The sequence below is a fragment of the Stenotrophomonas sp. STEN008 genome (assembly GCF_056760435.1).
On sequence record NZ_JBRRET010000005.1, the window covers coordinates 19,558 to 36,897 of the forward strand.

Genomic DNA, 17,340 nt, shown 5'->3' on the forward strand with positions numbered 1-17,340 from the left:
GCAAAGCCGTTAGCATCGGGCCATGGATTCCTTGACCCAGATCGTTCTCGGCGGCGCCGTAGCCGCTGCCATCGCCCCGCCCGGACATCGCCGCGCGGCCCTGCTGGCCGGTGCCGCACTCGGCACCCTGCCGGATCTGGATGCCTTGTGGCTGGGCTTCACTGCCGAGGATCCCGTAGCGGTGATGGTCGACCACCGCAGCTTCAGCCATTCGCTGCTGGTGCTGCCCTGGGTGGCGGCGCTGATCTGGTGGCTGTTCAAGCGCTACGGCGGGGGGCGGGTGGCGCAGTCGCCGCTGCGCTGGTTCTGGGCCATCCAGCTGGCGCTGGTCACCCATCCGCTGCTGGATGCGCTCACCGTCTACGGCACCCAGCTGTGGTGGCCACTGCGGCCACACCCGACCATGGGCTCAAGTGTTTTCATCATCGATCCGGCGTACACGGTATGGCTGCTGCTGGGCTGCGTGGTGGCGTGGTTCGGGCGCGCGCGGCCGTGGGCCGGCAAGGTGCTCGGGCTCGCCCTGGTGCTCAGTACCGGCTACCTGGGATGGGGCCTGCTGGCCAAGGCTCAGGTCGACCGTGCCGCCCAGCAGAGCCTTGCGGCCATGGGGCTGGGCGATGCACCACGATTCTCGGTGCCGATGCCGTTCAACACCCTGCTGTGGCGGGTGGTGGCGATGACCCCGAACGGTTACGTGGTCGGCGATCGCTCGCTGGTGGCCGACCGCGGCCCGATGCAGTTCGAAGGCCACCCGTCCAATGTGCAGGCCCTGCGTGAAGCGCAGTCGATTCCGGCGGTTCAACGCCTGCAGTGGTTCAACCGTGGCTTCATGCGTGCGCAGATAGTGGACGGAATGCTGGTGCTGAGTGATCTGCGCATGGGCCTGGAGCCGGATTACACCTTCAACTTCGCGGTGGCACGGCAGGCCGATGGGCGCTGGCAGGCGATCGTGCCCGAGCAGCGGCGCACGGATTACAGCAGCCCAGCGGCGCGCGCCGATGTCGGCGTCAGGCTGGCCGCGATGTGGCAGCGGATCTGGCATGCGCCGGCAGCGACGGGCGCCACCGGCGGTGGTGCCCCGGTGCACGCGGGCGATTGATCGGCAGGCGGAGATGCTGTGCCGGCGTCAGGCCGGCGGTGCTGTGCGGTTGAGCTGGATCGAGCGATGCAGGACCTGGCGCGGCGCATTGGCGATGTCGAAGCCGACGAATGCCAGCAGGAACTGCAGACCTGAAATCAGCGAAACCATGACGATCATGAGCGTACCGACCGGCGTCGCAACCTCCGCCGATGCCGATGCGATCCAGTGGTACGCGCCGAACACGCCACCGAAGGCAAGCAGTCCCAGCCCGGCGATCAGCTCCAGCGAGGCGATGGTCAGGTCGCGCAGGAAATAGTTGTAGCCGACACGCTTGAGCGTGTTGCGCACGTGCTTGAAGGCGAACTCGCCCAGTACCCGGCTGATGCGCAGGTTGCTGGTCTCGTCGGCATAGCGCGCGTCCATCGCCACGTCCTGCACCACGGCACGCACCGTGTTGAGGCGGAACAGCATGTCGGTCTCGAAGAAGTAGCGGTCGCTGATCGCATCCAGGGGCAGGTGACTGGCAACGCGCGCGTGGATGGCGGTGTAGCCGTTGGTCGGGTCGAACACCTGCCAGTAGCCGGACGACGCCTTGCTCATGAACGACAGCGCGAGGTTGCCGATCCGCCGCAACAGCGGCATGCGACGGATGTGGCTGAGGTTCCAGAAGCGGTTGCCCTTGGTGTAGTCGGCGTTGCCCTCGGCGATGGGAGCGACGAAGTCCATCAGCAGTGTGGGATCCATCTGGCCGTCGCCATCGACCTTCACCAGGATGTCCATGCCCTCGGCGATGGCCGCGCGGTAGCCGGTCTTGATCGCACCACCGACGCCGCGGTTCTGCGCATGGAACAGCACCCTGACCCGGGGATCGCGCGTGCTGTCCTGGACCATCCGGCCGCTGCCATCCGGGCAGGCATCATCAACGCAGTAGATCGCGGTGACCGCATCGTCGATCGCTGCGAGCACGCCGAGCACGTGGCGGGTCACCCGGTAGCAGGGAATGATGACGGCGATCTTCGGTGGCGTGGCCGGGCGCGCGTGGGCGTTCATCTGCATCGTCCTCAGGGCTGCGGCGGTGCCGGCGGCTGCGCGGGCGCGGCCAGCATCGCGGCTGCGGGCACTTCCACCAGGTCGGCGTACATCGAACGGGGTTCGGCGACGTCGCTGACCATCACATGGTGATAGCGGTTGAACGTGGTGTTGAAGCGGTCTTCGGGCATGTCCGGGAAGCGCGCGCGGAAGTACGCCAGCTGCGGGAAATACAGCGTGTGGTTGACTGCCGGGATACCGACGCCGGACAGCAGCGCACCGTAGCGCCCTTCCACCACCAGCGCTCCGTCCGCAGCCTGCCGTGCACCGCGCGCCTGCATCGACGCCAGCACGGCGCTGCGGTCCATGTCGAAGATCGGCCGGGCCGACTGCACAGGATTGAACAGCCCGTTGGTCAGCACGTTGCCGAGCGCGGCCACCGCCAGCACCAGCGCCACCGGATGCGCGGCGAACCGCGGGCGGCGCGCGGCGAAGGCCAGCACGCCCACGCACAGCAGTGGCCATGCATCGGCCCTGGCATGCAGCCGGCTGAAACTGCCCTGGCCGAAGGCGAACTTGAGCAGGCATCCCGCCAGCAGCAGGGCCGCGAGCAGCAGCAGGCGGCCGCGTCCCAGGCGCACCCCGCCGCGCACCAGCACGATCGCGCAGCCGATGTTCAGCAGCAGGCCCAATGCCAGCAACGCACGGGTGGGCGGCACCATCGACAGTCCGGTCAGCTGGCCGATCCGCAGCGGCACCGGCAGGAAGATCCAGCAGGCGACCAGCGCGATGCCGGCGGCCAGCACCCCCAGCGACAGCCGGTGGCCGCGCGCCCAGCGCAGCACCTGCGTCCAGTCGGCGAGGACGGCGGTGAACAGCGGCAGCAGGCTGCTGAACACTGCGATCTCACAGGCGTTGGACGGCTCGAACGCAGGCAGCGGATAGAACCCGCGCGTCATCAGGTTGGGGAACCCGTGGGTGAGCAGCGCGACCGGGCTGACCCCGCCGCCGGCGCTCTCGCGCTGGCCGGGATAGACGGTGTTGCGGACGATCTCGATCGCTTCGTGGAAATAGCCCAGGAACGCCAGCAACGCCAGGCCGCCGGCGACCGCCGCATCGAGCAGGCGTGCCACTGTCAACGCATCGCGGCGGAAGGCCAGCACCAGCACGCCCATGGCCAGCAGCGCTGAAATGATGAAGGGCGGGTAGGCCACGGCCAGCAGCCAGACCACCAGTGCGTAGGCGCTGGCGAGGATGCGCAGCCAGCGTTTGCCGATCCGCAGCCAGGCCACGGCTACCCACGGGGCCAGCGCGAACGCGCCCCAGTTGGTCGTCCACCACACCTGCACGTAGGGCGAGAAGTACAGGGTCAGCGCGACCAGCACGGCCGCCAGCGGCGGAACCCGCAGCTGGCGCAGGAACAGCGCCCAGCCGCACAGGAACGCCATCGCCATGAACATGAAGAAGAACGAGTAGGCGTTGGCCGGTGGCAGGATGAAGAAGGCCCAGTGGTACGGCTTGAACAGCAGGCCCCAGTCCAGCAGCGGAAGCGCCTGGAACGAGCGCAGCGTCTCGTGGTACGGCGAAAACGCGTTGGTCGCGCCGAAGTCGTTGGCCACCGCGATCTGCACGTAAGGGGTGTAGACCATCCACTCGTCCATGCGGATGCCCCGCGCCTTGCCGAGCAGGGGCTCGATCGGCGCCAGCCCCAGGTACTGGCTGGCCATCGCATACGACGAGGGCGTCAGTGCAAATGCGACATACAGCAGGCACAGCACCGCCACGATGCCCAGGCACAGACGGGCCTGGCGGGAGTCGAGGCCATCCAGCAGGCCGCCTTCCCGGGCGGCGAGGGGCAGCGTGCTACCCGGAGTCGTTGCGCGTGCTGTCATCAGGAATCCCTTCAGGCGCGGAGCTCGGTGGTCCCGTTGCCGCGCATGCGGAAGGGGCCGGGTCCAGCGCGCGCCCGTCCTCGACGCCAGCCCGCGACGATTCTAGCGGGTTGCCAGCCATGCGGCGCGTGGCACTGCCGCAGCGCAGCGGTGCAGGCGCCGGTCAATACACCGTCGCGCGGCCCTGCACGAACGAGAAGAAGAACACGGCATTGGGATCGTTCTGCACCAACCGGAACTCGCGACGCATGCCCTCCACCGTATCCTCGTCCACGGTGCCGGCCTGCAGCAGCTGCTCGGCGGCCGACAGCAGCAGCTGCTCCCAGAACGCGATCATCGTCTTGCGCCGCGCCGGCTCGCGGTTGTCCAGGTGGATCGTCTTGATCTCGGTATGCACATCGCGGAAACCACCGGCCAGCAGCAGGTTGCCGAGCTTGGCGCCGACGAAGGGATCGCCGCCGTGGTCGTACTGGAAATCATTGAATGCCATCCAGTAACGCCAGATGTGCGGCGAATACGGATCGAGCAGGAACGATGCGTTCATCACTTCGGTGATGTAGACCGGCGATCCCGGTGCGAGTACGCGGCGCACTTCGCTGAGCACGCGGGCCGGCGAAGGTACATGCTCCAGCACCCAGCACAGGAATGCCGAATCGAAGCTGCGTGCCTCGAACGGCAGCTCGCCTGCATCGGCCTGCTGCAGGGTGTAGCGATCGCTGCACCACGGCGTGCGCGCGAGGTTCTCGCGGGCGGTCGCCAGCTGCGTTTCGCTCAGGTCCACGCCGGTCACGTGCAGGTCCGGGAAGCGGCGCAGCAGGATCTCGGTCTGCGCGCCGACGCCGCTGCCGACTTCCAGCAGGCGTCGTGCGCTGCCGTAGTCGATCTGGCCGAAGATGCTCGATTCCAGCAGGCGGGCCTGGGTCATCAGGCGCTGCTGTTCGGTGCCGGAGAACCCGTGCAGGTAGGTGGGGGAGGAAATCGGCGGTGTCATGGTCGCGGGCTCGTGGTGCGTCGTGCAGGGTCGACTGCGGGGCGTGCGGGGTCAGGCAGCCGACGGCAGCGCCGGTTGCCCGGCGATCAGTCGGTCGAAGTACTCGGTGGTCAGCGTGATCTGGCTCTGCGGATCTTCGGCGCGGTTGACCACGGCGCGGAACGCCGCATTCTCGGGCCGGTCCTTGGCGTACCAGCCCAGGTGCTTGCGCGCGATGCGCACGCCCTGCGGCTCGCCGTAGAAGGCATGCAGGGCGTGCAGGTGGCCAAGCAGGATATCGCGCACTTCGGCCAGTGACGGCGGGGCCAGTTCCTCGCCGGTGGCCAGGTAGTGCGCCACCTCGCGGAAGATCCACGGCCGGCCCTGCGCTGCGCGACCGATCATCACTGCGTCCACGCCGGTCTGCTGCAGGACGAAGGCGGCCTTGCGCGGCGAATCGATGTCTCCATTGGCGATCACCGGAATGCGCAGCGCGGCCTTGATCTCGCCGATCGTGGCGTACTCGGCCTGGCCGGTGTAGTGCTGATCGCGGGTGCGGCCGTGCACGGCCAGGGCGGCGATGCCGCTGTCCTCGGCGATGCGCGCGATCAGCGGCCCATTGCGGTGGTCGCAGTCCCAGCCGGTGCGGATCTTCAGCGTGACCGGCACATCGACCGCGTTGACCACGGCAGCAAGAATGCGCGCCACCAGCGATTCATCACGCATCAGCGCCGAACCCGCCCAGGCATTGCAGACCTTCTTGGCCGGGCAGCCCATGTTGATGTCGATGATCTGCGCACCATGGTCGACGTTGTAACGCGCCGCCTCGGCCAGCTGCTGCGGCTCGGTGCCGGCGATCTGCACGCTGATCGGTGCCGGTTCACCCTCATGGTCCATGCGGTGGATCGACTTGCGCGTGTTCCAGAAGCGCGGGTCGCTGATGGTCATCTCGGAGGCGGCCAGGCCCGCGCCCAGCCGTTTGCACAGCAGGCGGAACGGCTTGTCGGTGACGCCGGCCATGGGCGCCAGCACGACGTTGGGAGCAATGGTGTAGGGGCCGATCTGCATGCGCCCATTGTAGGCCGCAGGCGGTCACATGGCCGGGTCGGCGAGGCGCCGGTTCAGGCCGATCCGGACCGACCTCATGCCGTACGGGCATCAGCAGATGCTTGACGGTTGCTTCCGCCGCCCCCCAGTGGCGGGTCATCGTGGGCGGCTGGGGCAGGGCTGCGTGCCCTGCATGGGCGCAGGCAGAAAAAGGCCCGGGCACCTGCGCGCCCGGGCCGGTTCATGCAGCTGCGGCGTGGACCTACCGGATTTCCACGTCGGCCGGGGTCAGCCGTGGCATCGCCGCTGCGGCGCCTTCCTTCTCGGTCGAGCGGCCCGCGAACTGGTTGGCGAAGCGCACATGGCGTGCGAACGGCGCCTCCGGCAGCTGGGCAAGGGAGGCGGCCAGCGCGCCGTTGAAGGCGTCGCCGGCACCGGTGGTATCGATCGCCTGCACCTGCTCGGCACCCACGCGGTAGTACGGCTGGGTGTCGCCGCGCAGGTTCTCATCGGCATGCGAAACGAACACGCCCACCGAGCCCAGGGTCACCACCACGGTACCGTTGCCGACCAGCTTGCGGCACAGCGCATGCAGGCTGGCACCATCCAGCGCGGCCACGTCGTTGGCATCCACGCGCTCGCCGACATGGCGGCCCAGCAGGGCGGCGAACTCGGTCTCGTTCGGGGTGATCACATCGGCCAGCTTGAGCAGGCCGATGGTCGAGGGGGCGTCGGCCGGTGCGGTGTTGAGCACGGTGGTGACACCGGCCTCGCGGGCGGCAGCCAGTGCCGCCTCGATGGTCTGCACCGGCGACTCCAGCTGCACCAGCACCACCCGGGCACCGGTCAGCAGCGCCTGTTGCTGCTGCAGGAAATCGGTGCTCAGGGCGGCATTGGCGCCCGGGCCGATCACGATGGTGTTACGACCCCGTGCATCGACATAGATGCCGGCGGTGCCGGTCGGTTCGCTGCTGGCTTCGGCGATCAGCGCGAAACCGTCCTGGCCGGCGAGGTCGCGGGCGGTGGCACCGCCGGCGTCATCACCCAGGGCGCACACGAAGTGGGTGTCGGCGCCCGCGCGGCATGCGGCCACGGCCTGGTTGAAGCCCTTGCCACCGGGGCCGGTGCTGTAGCGGCCGGCAATGGTCGCGCCCGGTGCCGGCAGCGACTCGCACCGCCACACGTGATCGACATTGAAGGAACCGACGACAACGACACTGCTGCTCATAGGGAATCTTTTCTCGAACTAGGGTTCAACTGAAATGCGTCAGCACGCCGGCGATGGTCGCCGTCATGAAGGTGGCGATGGTACCGCCCAGTACCGCGCGCAGGCCGAACTTGGCCAGGTCGTGGCGACGTTCCGGGGCCAGGCCACCGATGCCGCCGATCTGGATCGCGATCGAGCTGAAGTTGGCGAAGCCGCACAGCGCATAGGTGGCGATCAGGCGACCTTCATTGGACAGGGTCACGCCGGCGACCTGGCCGTTCACGATCTGCGACAGCTCGGTATAGGCGACGAATTCGTTGATCACGACCTTCTGTCCGATCAGCGACCCCACGGTGGTGGCGTCGGCCCACGGAGTGCCGATCACCCAGGCGATCGGTGCCAGCAGGTAGCCGAAGATGGTCGACAGGTTGGTCGGCTTGCCGATCTGTGCGGCCAGGCCGGTCACTTCGCCGAGCCAGGTCAGCGGGGCGTTCAGCAGGGCGATCAGGGCGATGAAGGCCAGCAGCATCGCGCCGATGTTCAGCGCCAGCTTCAGGCCGTCGCCGGCGCCGGCCGCCGCCGCGTCGATGATGTTGCTGGAGGTCTTCTCCACTTCCATCTTCACCGTGCCGCGGGTCAGCGGGGTGCCGGTTTCCGGGATCAGCAGCTTGGCCACCACCAGCGTGGCCGGTGCGGCCATGATGCTGGCCGCCAGCAGATGCTTGGCGTAGAACGCCTGCTGGGTCGGGTCGCCCCCGCCGAGCATGCCCACGTAGGCCGCCAGCACGCCGCCAGCGATGTGGGCCATGCCACCGATCATCATGGTCAGCAGCTCGGACTGGGTCATCTTGGCGATGTACGGGCGCACGGTCAGCGGCGCCTCGGTCTGGCCAATGAAGACGCTGGCGCAGACGCTGGTGGTTTCGGCACCGGACACGCGCATCACCTTGGTGATCGCCCACGCCATCACCCGGACGATCGCCTGCATGACGTTCAGGTGGTACATCACGCCCATCAGCGCGGAGAAGAAGATGATGGTCGGCAGCACCTGGAAGGCGAAGATGAAGCCGTAGTTCTGGACGTCCATCAGCGAGCCGAAGATGAACTTCGAGCCCTCGTTGACGAAGCTCAGGACCTTCACGAAGCCGTGGCCGAGCGCATCGAACACGTCGCGGCCGCCGGGGACCAGGATCACCAGCGCCGCAAAGGCGATCTGCAGGGTGATGCCGGTGGCGACGAGCTTCCAGTCCACCGCGCGCTTGTTGTTGGAAAACAACCAGGTGATGCCGATCAGCACCGCCAACCCGAACAGGCCGAAGCCGATCCTGCCCAAACCTTCGACCATGTGAGTGACTCCCCTGGGGCGTCGCGAAAAACGGGAAGCCTAGTGCAGGGCAGGGGCCGGGGCAAGGAAAAGCAGCGTGCGCGCGGCCATCGGCACTGATCGGGCCAGCAACGGCAAGGGGTTGCGGTCGGCACGACGGGTAGAATGGGGCTCGATTCCGGCCCGGATGCGGGCCCGCAGCAGGAGATTCGCATGCACTACCGCCGCCTGGGCTCCACCGGCCTGCCGATATCCGCCCTGTCCTTCGGCGCCTGGGTGACCTTCGGTGACCAGATTCCGCGCGACGAGGCCCGCAACCTGGTTGCCGCGGCCTGGGACCATGGCATCAACTTCTTCGACAATGCCGAGGGGTATGCCAATGGCCGCGCCGAGCAGGTGATGGGCGATGTGATCGCCGACCTGCGCCTGCCGCGCGATGGGTTCTGCGTGTCCAGCAAGGTGTTCTTCGGCAGTGCCAAGGATCCGCGACCGACCCAGCGCGGCCTGTCGCGCAAGCACGTCACCGATGCCTGCCATGCCGCGCTCAAGCGCCTGCGGGTGGACTATCTGGACCTTTATTACTGCCACCGCCCGGATCCCGACGCGCCGATCGCCGAGACCGTGCACGCGATGGATACCCTGATCCGGCAGGGCAAGGTGCTCTACTGGGGCACGTCCGAGTGGTCGGCGGCACAGATCCAGCAGGCGCTGGACATCGCCGCGCGACACAACCTGCAGGGGCCATCGATGGAGCAGCCGCAGTACAACCTGCTGCACCGCGAGCGGGTGGAAACCGAGTACGCCCCGCTGTACGCGGGGGCCGGCCTGGGCACCACCATCTTCTCGCCGTTGGCGTCCGGCCTGCTCAGTGGCAAGTACGACCGTGGCATTCCGGCCGACGCCCGGCTGGGCCGCGAGGGCATGGAGTGGCTGCAGGATCTGGTTCTGGGCGCCGATGCACAGGCACGCCTGGCCCAGGTCCGTCATTTCAGCGCGGTGGCACGCGAGCTTGGCCACGCCCCGGCCAGCGTGGCCATCGCCTGGTGCCTGCGCAATCCACAGGTGTCCAGCGTGATCCTGGGCGCCAGCCGGGTCGAGCAGCTGCTGCAGAACCTGCAGGCCCTGGAAGTGCTGGAGCAGATCGACGCCGCCGGCTGGGCCCGGATCGAAGCCGCCTTCGTCTGACCTGCAGCATTTTCCCGCCGGGAGTCGAGCCGTGCTCGACCCCAAGGTCACCGCTGCACGCCATTTGATTCACAAAATCTATCGAATTTCGGATTTCGATCATTAATCTCATCAATCAAATTGAGAATGGTTGTTGATTGTCAACTGAGAATCATTATCATTTAACTCGTCCCTCGCACGAGTCCAGATGCTCATGAACGCTCAACCTGTACTGCTGCGCCCCGAAACACTGACCCTCCGCGATCGTCCGGTCCGCGTCGTTCCGCCGGAAGAGGTCATCGACAGCGAAGCCCTGCTCAAGGGCCGTCGTGAAATCCTGATCCAGCATGGCGATCGCTTCTATCGCCTGCGGCACACCAGCAACGACAAGCTGATCCTGACCAAGTAACGCGGCCTGGTCGCCCGCCTCCCTCCCTCCTGCCGGGCGCTGCCCGCAGGGTGGGCGACCCGACCGCTCCTGCTCTCTCCCCCTCGGTCTACCGCGTACGCTCCGGCGTGCCGGTGGCCGGGGGTTCCTCTGCCTGACCGAACGAACCCGATGACCCGCCATACCGCCCTTTGCCTTGCTGTCTGGATGGCGCTGCCGCTGTCCGCCCACGCTGCCACCGCCGCCAGCGCCGCGCCCGATGCGCGCGAAGTCGATCGCGTGCAGGTCACCGCCACGCGCACCGAACGCGCGGTCAGCGACGTCGCCGCTACGGTCGATGTGATCGACCGCGAGCAGATGGACCGGCACCTGGTGCAGGACATCAAGGATCTGCTGCGCTACGAGCCGGGCCTGTCGGTCAGCCGCAGCGCCGCGCGCTTCGGCCTGGGCAGCATCCGTATCCGTGGCCTGGACGGCAACCGTGTGCGGGTGCAGACCGATGGCATCTCGATGCCGACCAGCTTCAACATTGGTTCGTTCTCCAATGCCAACCGCAACTTCACCGATCTGGACACGCTCAAGCGCGTGGAGATCGTGCGCGGCCCGGCCAGCTCGCTGTACGGTTCCGATGCGCTGGGCGGCGTGGTCGCCTTCGTCACCAAGGATCCGGCCGATTACCTGAAGGATGGCAAGGACAGCTACGTCGGCCTGAAGTTCGGCTACGACGGTGAATGGAAGGGCCTGCTCGGCGGTGTCACCACGGCGTTCGGCGGCGAACACTGGAGCGGCATGGTCAACATCAACCATCGCCAGGGCCAGGAAACCGACAACAAGGGTGACGTGCGCAGCAACGACAACACCCGCACCGCCCCCAACCCGCAGGACCGCGACGGTCGCAGCGGTCTGGCCAAGCTGGTCTATGCACCGAGCGAGGACCAGCGCTTCCGCCTGACCGTGGAAGGCAACGAAGACAAGACCGAGACCAACGTGCTGTCTTCGATCGACCGTACCACCACCACCGGCATGAAGGCGCGCGACAAGCAGAACCGCACCCGCGTGTCGTTCGCGCATGAAATGGATGCGCTGGACAAAGGCTTCGCCGACAGCCTGCACTGGCAGCTGTATACCCAGCACAGCGAAACCACCCAGATCACCGATGAGGACCGTGCCAACCGCAGCCGTCGCCACCGCGAGTTCAACTTCGACCAGCGTGTGTACGGCCTGCAGGCGCAGTTCAACAAAGCCTTCAGCACCGGCAGCGTCGAGCACGCGCTGACCTATGGCTTCGAGGGTGCACGCACCGAGATCCGCCAGAAGCGCGATGGTTTCCAGGTACTGGCCAACGGCCAGACCAGCACCACCATCCTGCCCGATGCGTTCCCGGTACGCGATTTCCCGATCAGCAAGACCACCGAGCTGGGCCTGTATGCGCAGGATGAAATGCGCATGGCTGGCGGCAAGCTGTCGCTGGTGCCGGGCGTGCGCGTGGACCGCTACGAGCTGAAGCCGGAAGTGGACAACATCTTCGCCGAGGACAATCCCGGCGTGGCGGTGGCGAAGCTGACCAAGACCAGCGTCTCGCCCAAGCTCGGCATGGTCTATCGCTTCACCGACGAATGGTCGCTGTTTGCCGGTTACTCGCACGGCTTCCGCTCGCCGCCGTACAACGACGTCAATCTCGGCTTCACCAACTTCGCCTTCGGCTACACGGCCATTCCCAATCCGGACCTGAAGCCGGAAACCAGTGATGGCATGGAACTGGGCCTGCGCTTCCTGTCGCCGGCTGCCTACGTCAGCGTCAGCGGCTACTACAACGAGTACAAGGACTTCATCGAGTCGCAGTCGCTGGTCGGCACCAATGCGCAGGGCCTGATGGTGTTCCAGTCGCGCAACATCGCCGACGCCCGCATCTACGGCGCTGAACTGAAGGCCGGCGTCGACTTCGGCCAGATCAGCCCGACCCTGCAGGGCTGGGCACTGCGCAGTTCCGTGGCCTGGTCGCGCGGCGACAACAAGACCGAGGACACCCCGCTGGATTCGGTCGACCCGCTGCGCGGCACCGTCGGCCTGATGTACGACACCGATGCCTGGGGTGTCGAACTGGCCGGCACGTTCGTCAAGCGCAAGGACCGCGTCGCCTCGGCCACGGTGTACCGCCCGGCCGGCTATGGCGTGGCCGACCTGATGGCACATTGGAACTTCGCCCCGGGTGCGACCTTCAACGTAGGCGTGTTCAACCTGGGCGACAAACGCTACATCGATTGGTCCAACGTGGGTACGACGCTGTCGCCGACCAGCCGCGTGCTGGATCGCTACACCAGCCTGGGTCGTACCTTCTCCGCCAGCCTTGCCGTGTCCTGGTGACCTCATGAGCCGAGCCTTGTCCGCACGCAGGAATGACTCCATCGCCGCGCCACACCGCGCGGCATGGCCGACCCCGGCACAGCTGGCCACGCTTGGCACCGTGTTGTGTCTCTACCACGCCGACGGCAACGAGCTTGGCGGCTGGCGCCAGGCGGTGCGCGTGCATGCCTGCCAGGGCGTGGACAGCGAGGGCCTGCGCGAAAGCCTGTGCTTCCTTGACGGCCGTGGCCGCTGCGTGTGGCGCCTGTACCTGCTGCCGGACAGCGATTTCCTGGCCTGGGACCGGTTGGTGGCCGCGCTGCCGCCGGGCCCACAGCACGACAGCGACGGCAGTGTCGGTGAACGCCTGTGGCGGCGCCTGGCCGGTCATCTCGGCGGCCAGCGTTGGCGCCTGTGTGCGCTGCGCCTGCATGCCGCCGATGACGGCCGCACCCTGGCGGCCAGCCTGTCGACGCTGTCGTCGCTGGGCGCGGCCACCGCACGCCGCATCGCGCGCCTGGAAGGCGCAGAGGGCGAGCTGGCCATCGACGACTGCTGCTGTGCCGACGCCGCGCGCCGGCCGCCACCACGGATTCCCGGCGACCAGCCGCTGATCCGCCTCTGATCTGTTCCTGATGGAACGCCCGACGGCCACGGATGGCCTCTCAACGAACCTGCAACCCCGAAGGAAGACCCCGATGAAATTCCAGACAGCCAGCGTCCTGCTGTTGCTCGCCGGCAGCGGCGTGGCCAGCGCGCAGCCCTCCGACATCGCCCGCGACCACGACAGCATCCTGGCCATGCAGGGCGAGTACACCGTGGATTTCGCCTTCGACGAAACCGTGCTGCTGAAGCCGGGCTACGAGCGCGCGCCGGCGATGCGCAGCGGCGGCAATGAAATGGTCATCGTGGTCGAGGACACCCCGAAGCGCATCGTGCTGCAACACCTGCTGCTGGACGAGAAGAGCGGCCACATCACCAAGCACTGGCGCCAGGACTGGGTCTACGAGGCCCCGAACCGCTTCGAGTTCAGTGCCGACCAGACCTGGCGGGTACGCAGCATCCCGGCGGCGGTGAACCAGGGCGCCTGGACCCAGTGCGTGTATGAAGTAAGCGATGCACCGCGCTACTGCGGCACCGGCAAATGGACCTACACCAACAACGTGCCGAGCTGGACCAGCGACCTGAGCTGGCGCCCGCTGCCGCGCCGTGAGTACACCAAGCGCAGCGACTACAACGCGCTGGCGGTGGTCAACCGCCACACCCTGACCCCGAACGGCTGGACCCACGAGCAGTTCAACACCAAGGTGCAGCGCAACACCGACGGCAGCCAAGTGGAGATCGCGCGCGAGTTCGGCTTCAACGACTACGTGAAGACCACCGAGATCGACTTCACCCCGGCGCGCGATTACTGGAAGGCCACCGCCGGCTACTGGGCCAAGGTCCGCCAGCGCTGGGACGGTTTCCTGACCCAGGCTCCGGGCGTGCACCTGAAGACCAAGCTGGATGGGATGGCGATGATCATTCCGCTGTTCACCCAGGCGCAGGACCTGCAGGACGGCAAGCAGGTGAAGGACGCGCAGATCGACGAAGTGTTCGCCAGGTACGTGGAAAAGGCCCAGTAGGGTCGAGCCCTGCTCGAGGCCACAGCCGGATCCACGCATGGCGTGGATCTACCGCAAGGAAGGGTGCCGGGCTTGCCCGGCACGCCTCCCGGCGCGCGCCTGCGTCAGGCTTCGCGCAGGGCCAGGGCGGGCGGGGTATGCAGGATGCGCCGGGTGCCCCACCAGCCCGCCAGCAGGCTCAGCCCGATGCCGACCACGCCGCCCAGCAGCAGGCCCAGCCACGGCGGCAGCAGCGGCAGTTCGAACACCTTCTGCGACACCACCAGCCCGATCACGGCCGTGGCGCCCACCGCCAGCAGCGCGGCGAGCGTGCCCAGTGCCCCGAACTCGACCAGTACCGCACCGCGCAGCTGGCGCCGGGTCGCGCCCAGCGTGCGCAGTACCGCGCTGTCGTAGCGGCGCTCGCCGGCCGTGGCCTGCAGGGCAGCCAGCAGGACCAGCACGCCGGCCAGCAGGCTGAACACCATCACCAGCTGCACCGCCTGCGCCACCCGTTCCATCACGTCGCGCACCTGCGAGATCACCGCATCCACGTCCAGCAGCGACAGGTTCGGCTGTGCACGCACCAGTTCGCCCAGCCCGGCTGCCTGGCCGGCCGGCAGGTGGAATGCCGAGAGCAGGTTGTGCGGGGTGTCGCCCACGGCGTTCGGATTCAACAGCACGAAGAAGTTCGGCCGGAACGTGTTCCAGTCCGCCTTGCGCACGCTGGTCACGGTGAACTCGCGCTGCTGCTCGCCCACGGAAATGCCGATACGGTCGCCGGTCGAGACGCCGTAGCGTTTGGCCCAGCCGGTTTCCACCGAGGCTTCGGGCGCAGTGCTGTCCGCCTTCCAGAAGTGGCCCTCAAGCAGCGTATTGGCCGGCGGGAAAGTGCTGCGCCAGCTGAAGTTCAGTGGCCGGTTCTCGTCGTCGTCCTCGCGCGGGCCGTTTTCCCGCCCCTGGCCGTCCTGCGCCTGGTCCACGCGGACCGGCGGCTTGCCGTTGATCGCGATCAGGCGGCCGGTGGCCATCGGTTCGATGCTGGCATCGGCCGCACCCAGCGCGCGCAATGCTGCCAGCACGCCGTCGCGTTGTTCGGGCTGGATGTTGATCAGGAAGTAGTTCGGCGTGTTCTCCGGCAGGCGCTCGCGCCACTGCTGCAGCAGCCCCGGCCCGGTCACGGCCAGCAGCAGCAGCGCGCACAGCGACAGCGACAGGCCCACCAGTTGCATCACCGCCAGCATCCGGCGGCGGGTCAGGGCGGCCAATCCCAGCCGCCAGTTGCCGTGCAGGCGGTGCTGCAGGCTGCGCAGCACCTGCAGCAGCACGAAGCCGCCCAGGCCCGCCGCTGCGGCGAGAGCGGCCAGGCCACCCAGCACCCACAGGGCCAGTTTCAGGTCGCCGGTCACCTGCACGGCCAGCACCAGGCTGGCCAGCAGGGCGGCGACGTAGGCCAGCAGCGAGGCGGGCGGCAGAGCAGCGAAGGAGCGGTTGAGCACGCGCATCGGCGGCACGCCGCGCAGGCGCAGCAGCGGCGGCAGGCCGAAGCCGAACAGCAGCAACAGACCGATGCCTGCACCGGTCAGCGCCGGTGTTGCCTGTGGCAGCGGCAGGCGCTGCGGTATCAGGCTGCCCAGCACCTGTACCAGGCTTTCCTGCGCGGCCATGCCCAAGCCGATGCCGAGCAGGCAGGCCGGAACGGCCAGCATCAGCAGCTGCAGTGCCAGGCCCAGCAGGATGTCGCGCTGGCGTGCTCCCAGGCAGCGCAGGATCGCCACCTGGTCGATGCGGCGCAGGGCGAAGCGGTTGGCGGCCAGCGCGGTGGCAACGCCGGCCAGCAGCACCGCCAGCAGCGCGCTCAGGCCGAGGAAGCGCCCGGCCAGATCGAAGGCCTGGCGCACGCCGCGCTGGGTGTCATCCACGCTGAGCAGGCGCATGCCCTTCACCTGTGGCTGCAGCCATTGCCGGAACGCCGCGATCCGGTCGGCCGGCCCGGCGAACATCAGCCGGTAGCTGATGCGGCTGCCGGGACCGAGCAGGCCGGTGCCGTCGACATCAGCGCGATTGACCAGCAACGTCGGCGACAGCGTGAGGAGGTCGCCGCCGGCATCCGGTTCGGCCTCGATGATGCCGGCGATGCGCAGCGTACCAGCGCCGAACTCGAGGTCATCGCCGGCCTTCAACCCCAGCGCCTGCAGCAGGCGGGGATCGGCATAGGCCTGGCCCTGCGGCGGCATGCCGGCATCGTCGATCAGCGCACCACCGGGCGTGCTGCGTACCCGCAGCGTCCCCCGCAGCGGATAGCCGGCCTGTACCGCCTTGATGCTGGCCATCTGGCTGGCATCGCCCTGGAACAGCACGGTGCCGAAACTGGCCATGCGGGTGGATGCCAGTCCCCGCTGCCTGGCCTCTTCGGCGAAGGCGGCCGGCGGGTCGTCACGACCGGCGACGCCGAGGTCGCCGCCGAGCATCTCCGCAGCGCTGCCGGTCAGTGCCAGGTTGACCCGGTTCACCAGCGTGCCGACCGCGGTCATCACCGCCACGCCCAGCACCAGCGCGGCGAACACGGTCAGCAGGTCGCCGGCCAGGGCTTCGCGGCGCAGCGCGCGCCACGCATGCCGCAGCAGGTTCATGCGCGGGCCTCGTGCGCGACCGCCTGCAGGCGGCCGTTGTCGATGCGGTGGATGTGCTGGCAGCGCTGGGCCAGGCGCAGATCGTGGGTGACCAGCACCAGCGTGGTGCCGCTGCCGGCGTTGAGCTCGAACAGCAGGTCGCTGATGTGCTGGCCGGTGCTCTGGTCCAGCGAGCCGGTCGGCTCGTCGGCGAACAGGATGCGCGGCCGGGTGACGAAGGCACGCGCCAATGCCACGCGCTGCTGTTCGCCGCCGGACAGCTGGCGCGGGTAATGGCGGGCGCGATGGGCCAGCCCGACCTGGTCCAGCACGGCGTCCACCCGCGCGCGATCCTCGCGCCCGCCCAGCTCCAGCGGCAGGGCGACGTTCTCGGCGGCGGTCAGCGCCGGGAGCAGGTGGAAGCTCTGGAAGACGAAGCCGACCTCGCGAGCACGCAGCTGCGCGCGGGCTTCCTCATCCAGGCTGGACAGTTCGTGCCCGGCCAGAGCGATGCGACCGCGGCTGGGCAGGTCCAGCCCGGCGAGCAGGCCGAGCAGGGTGGTCTTGCCGGAGCCGGAGGCGCCGACGATGGCCACGCTGGTGCCTTCATGGACCGTCAAAGTGATGTTGTCCAGTATGTGGACTTCACCCTCCGGGCCATGCACGGATTTGCCGACCT

Annotated in this window: 14 protein-coding genes; 6 read left to right on the forward strand and 8 right to left on the reverse strand. The window is 68.0% G+C overall.

Annotated elements, in window-relative coordinates; all coding sequences use genetic code 11:
- The first annotated feature begins 22 nt into the window (after nucleotides 1–22).
- Nucleotides 23–1,099, forward strand: a complete 1,077-nt coding sequence (locus ACVOME_RS03845) for a metal-dependent hydrolase (RefSeq protein WP_481504760.1) — start codon at nucleotides 23–25, stop codon at nucleotides 1,097–1,099.
- A 27-nt stretch (nucleotides 1,100–1,126) separates the two neighbouring features.
- Here ACVOME_RS03845 and ACVOME_RS03850 read toward each other — a convergent pair whose 3' ends face one another.
- From ACVOME_RS03850 to ACVOME_RS03875, 6 genes are all read right to left on the reverse strand, one after another.
- Complete coding sequence (locus ACVOME_RS03850) at nucleotides 1,127–2,131, reverse strand: glycosyltransferase (RefSeq protein ID WP_111186341.1); 1,005 nt, start codon at nucleotides 2,129–2,131, stop codon at nucleotides 1,127–1,129.
- 11 nt (nucleotides 2,132–2,142) lie between these two features.
- Nucleotides 2,143–4,002: a DUF7657 domain-containing protein gene (locus ACVOME_RS03855; protein WP_481504761.1), complete on the reverse strand. Its 1,860-nt coding sequence runs from the start codon at nucleotides 4,000–4,002 to the stop codon at nucleotides 2,143–2,145.
- A gap of 163 nt (nucleotides 4,003–4,165) precedes the next feature.
- The gene (locus tag ACVOME_RS03860) at nucleotides 4,166–4,993 is read right to left on the reverse strand and encodes a methyltransferase domain-containing protein (protein ID WP_053516428.1); all 828 of its coding nucleotides are present in this window, start codon (nucleotides 4,991–4,993) and stop codon (nucleotides 4,166–4,168) included.
- Nucleotides 4,994–5,044: 51 nt separating this feature from the next.
- On the reverse strand, nucleotides 5,045–6,040 hold the full coding sequence (gene dusB, locus ACVOME_RS03865) for a tRNA dihydrouridine synthase DusB (protein WP_053516426.1): 996 nt from the start codon (nucleotides 6,038–6,040) through the stop codon (nucleotides 5,045–5,047).
- A 241-nt stretch (nucleotides 6,041–6,281) separates the two neighbouring features.
- Nucleotides 6,282–7,247, reverse strand: coding sequence for a ribokinase (locus ACVOME_RS03870; protein WP_053516425.1), 966 nt, complete (start codon nucleotides 7,245–7,247; stop codon nucleotides 6,282–6,284).
- Between the two features lie 25 nt (nucleotides 7,248–7,272).
- The gene (locus tag ACVOME_RS03875) at nucleotides 7,273–8,571 is read right to left on the reverse strand and encodes a NupC/NupG family nucleoside CNT transporter (protein ID WP_053516424.1); all 1,299 of its coding nucleotides are present in this window, start codon (nucleotides 8,569–8,571) and stop codon (nucleotides 7,273–7,275) included.
- Between the two features lie 192 nt (nucleotides 8,572–8,763).
- Here ACVOME_RS03875 and ACVOME_RS03880 point away from each other — a divergent pair, with 192 nt between their 5' ends.
- From ACVOME_RS03880 to ACVOME_RS03900, 5 genes are all read left to right on the forward strand, one after another.
- The gene (locus ACVOME_RS03880) at nucleotides 8,764–9,735 is read left to right on the forward strand and encodes a potassium channel beta subunit family protein (protein WP_053516475.1); all 972 of its coding nucleotides are present in this window, start codon (nucleotides 8,764–8,766) and stop codon (nucleotides 9,733–9,735) included.
- Between the two features lie 193 nt (nucleotides 9,736–9,928).
- Nucleotides 9,929–10,123 (forward strand): hemin uptake protein HemP, encoded by a 195-nt coding sequence (gene hemP, locus ACVOME_RS03885; protein WP_005412278.1) that lies wholly within the window; start codon nucleotides 9,929–9,931, stop codon nucleotides 10,121–10,123.
- A gap of 150 nt (nucleotides 10,124–10,273) precedes the next feature.
- The gene (locus ACVOME_RS03890) at nucleotides 10,274–12,466 is read left to right on the forward strand and encodes a TonB-dependent hemoglobin/transferrin/lactoferrin family receptor (RefSeq protein ID WP_481504762.1); all 2,193 of its coding nucleotides are present in this window, start codon (nucleotides 10,274–10,276) and stop codon (nucleotides 12,464–12,466) included.
- A gap of 4 nt (nucleotides 12,467–12,470) precedes the next feature.
- The gene (locus tag ACVOME_RS03895; RefSeq protein WP_065175798.1) at nucleotides 12,471–13,070 is read left to right on the forward strand and encodes a ChuX/HutX family heme-like substrate-binding protein; all 600 of its coding nucleotides are present in this window, start codon (nucleotides 12,471–12,473) and stop codon (nucleotides 13,068–13,070) included.
- Between the two features lie 73 nt (nucleotides 13,071–13,143).
- The gene (locus ACVOME_RS03900) at nucleotides 13,144–14,070 is read left to right on the forward strand and encodes a DUF6607 family protein (protein WP_065182789.1); all 927 of its coding nucleotides are present in this window, start codon (nucleotides 13,144–13,146) and stop codon (nucleotides 14,068–14,070) included.
- 104 nt (nucleotides 14,071–14,174) lie between these two features.
- On the opposite strand, the gene ACVOME_RS03905 is transcribed toward ACVOME_RS03900, so the two are convergent.
- Both ACVOME_RS03905 and ACVOME_RS03910 read right to left on the reverse strand, forming a co-directional pair.
- Nucleotides 14,175–16,682 (reverse strand): ABC transporter permease, encoded by a 2,508-nt coding sequence (locus tag ACVOME_RS03905; protein WP_481504763.1) that lies wholly within the window; start codon nucleotides 16,680–16,682, stop codon nucleotides 14,175–14,177.
- Entirely contained in the window at nucleotides 16,679–17,326 is a 648-nt protein-coding gene (locus tag ACVOME_RS03910; protein ID WP_080375229.1) for an ABC transporter ATP-binding protein, read from the reverse strand. Before ACVOME_RS03910 ends, ACVOME_RS03905 begins: the two co-directional genes overlap by 4 nt.
- Nucleotides 17,327–17,340: the final 14 nt, after the last annotated feature.

Bases quoted from the DNA above. Each gene is read 5' to 3' on its own strand.
- ACVOME_RS03845 (WP_481504760.1), top strand. From the start codon at position 23: ATGGATTCCTTGACCCAGATCGTTCTCGGCGGCGCCGTAGCCGCTGCC.
- ACVOME_RS03850 (WP_111186341.1), bottom strand. From the start codon at position 2,131: ATGAACGCCCACGCGCGCCCGGCCACGCCACCGAAGATCGCCGTCATC.
- ACVOME_RS03855 (WP_481504761.1), bottom strand. From the start codon at position 4,002: ATGACAGCACGCGCAACGACTCCGGGTAGCACGCTGCCCCTCGCCGCC.
- ACVOME_RS03860 (WP_053516428.1), bottom strand. From the start codon at position 4,993: ATGACACCGCCGATTTCCTCCCCCACCTACCTGCACGGGTTCTCCGGC.
- dusB (WP_053516426.1), bottom strand. From the start codon at position 6,040: ATGCAGATCGGCCCCTACACCATTGCTCCCAACGTCGTGCTGGCGCCC.
- ACVOME_RS03870 (WP_053516425.1), bottom strand. From the start codon at position 7,247: ATGAGCAGCAGTGTCGTTGTCGTCGGTTCCTTCAATGTCGATCACGTG.
- ACVOME_RS03875 (WP_053516424.1), bottom strand. From the start codon at position 8,571: ATGGTCGAAGGTTTGGGCAGGATCGGCTTCGGCCTGTTCGGGTTGGCG.
- ACVOME_RS03880 (WP_053516475.1), top strand. From the start codon at position 8,764: ATGCACTACCGCCGCCTGGGCTCCACCGGCCTGCCGATATCCGCCCTG.
- hemP (WP_005412278.1), top strand. From the start codon at position 9,929: ATGAACGCTCAACCTGTACTGCTGCGCCCCGAAACACTGACCCTCCGC.
- ACVOME_RS03890 (WP_481504762.1), top strand. From the start codon at position 10,274: ATGACCCGCCATACCGCCCTTTGCCTTGCTGTCTGGATGGCGCTGCCG.
- ACVOME_RS03895 (WP_065175798.1), top strand. From the start codon at position 12,471: ATGAGCCGAGCCTTGTCCGCACGCAGGAATGACTCCATCGCCGCGCCA.
- ACVOME_RS03900 (WP_065182789.1), top strand. From the start codon at position 13,144: ATGAAATTCCAGACAGCCAGCGTCCTGCTGTTGCTCGCCGGCAGCGGC.
- ACVOME_RS03905 (WP_481504763.1), bottom strand. From the start codon at position 16,682: ATGAACCTGCTGCGGCATGCGTGGCGCGCGCTGCGCCGCGAAGCCCTG.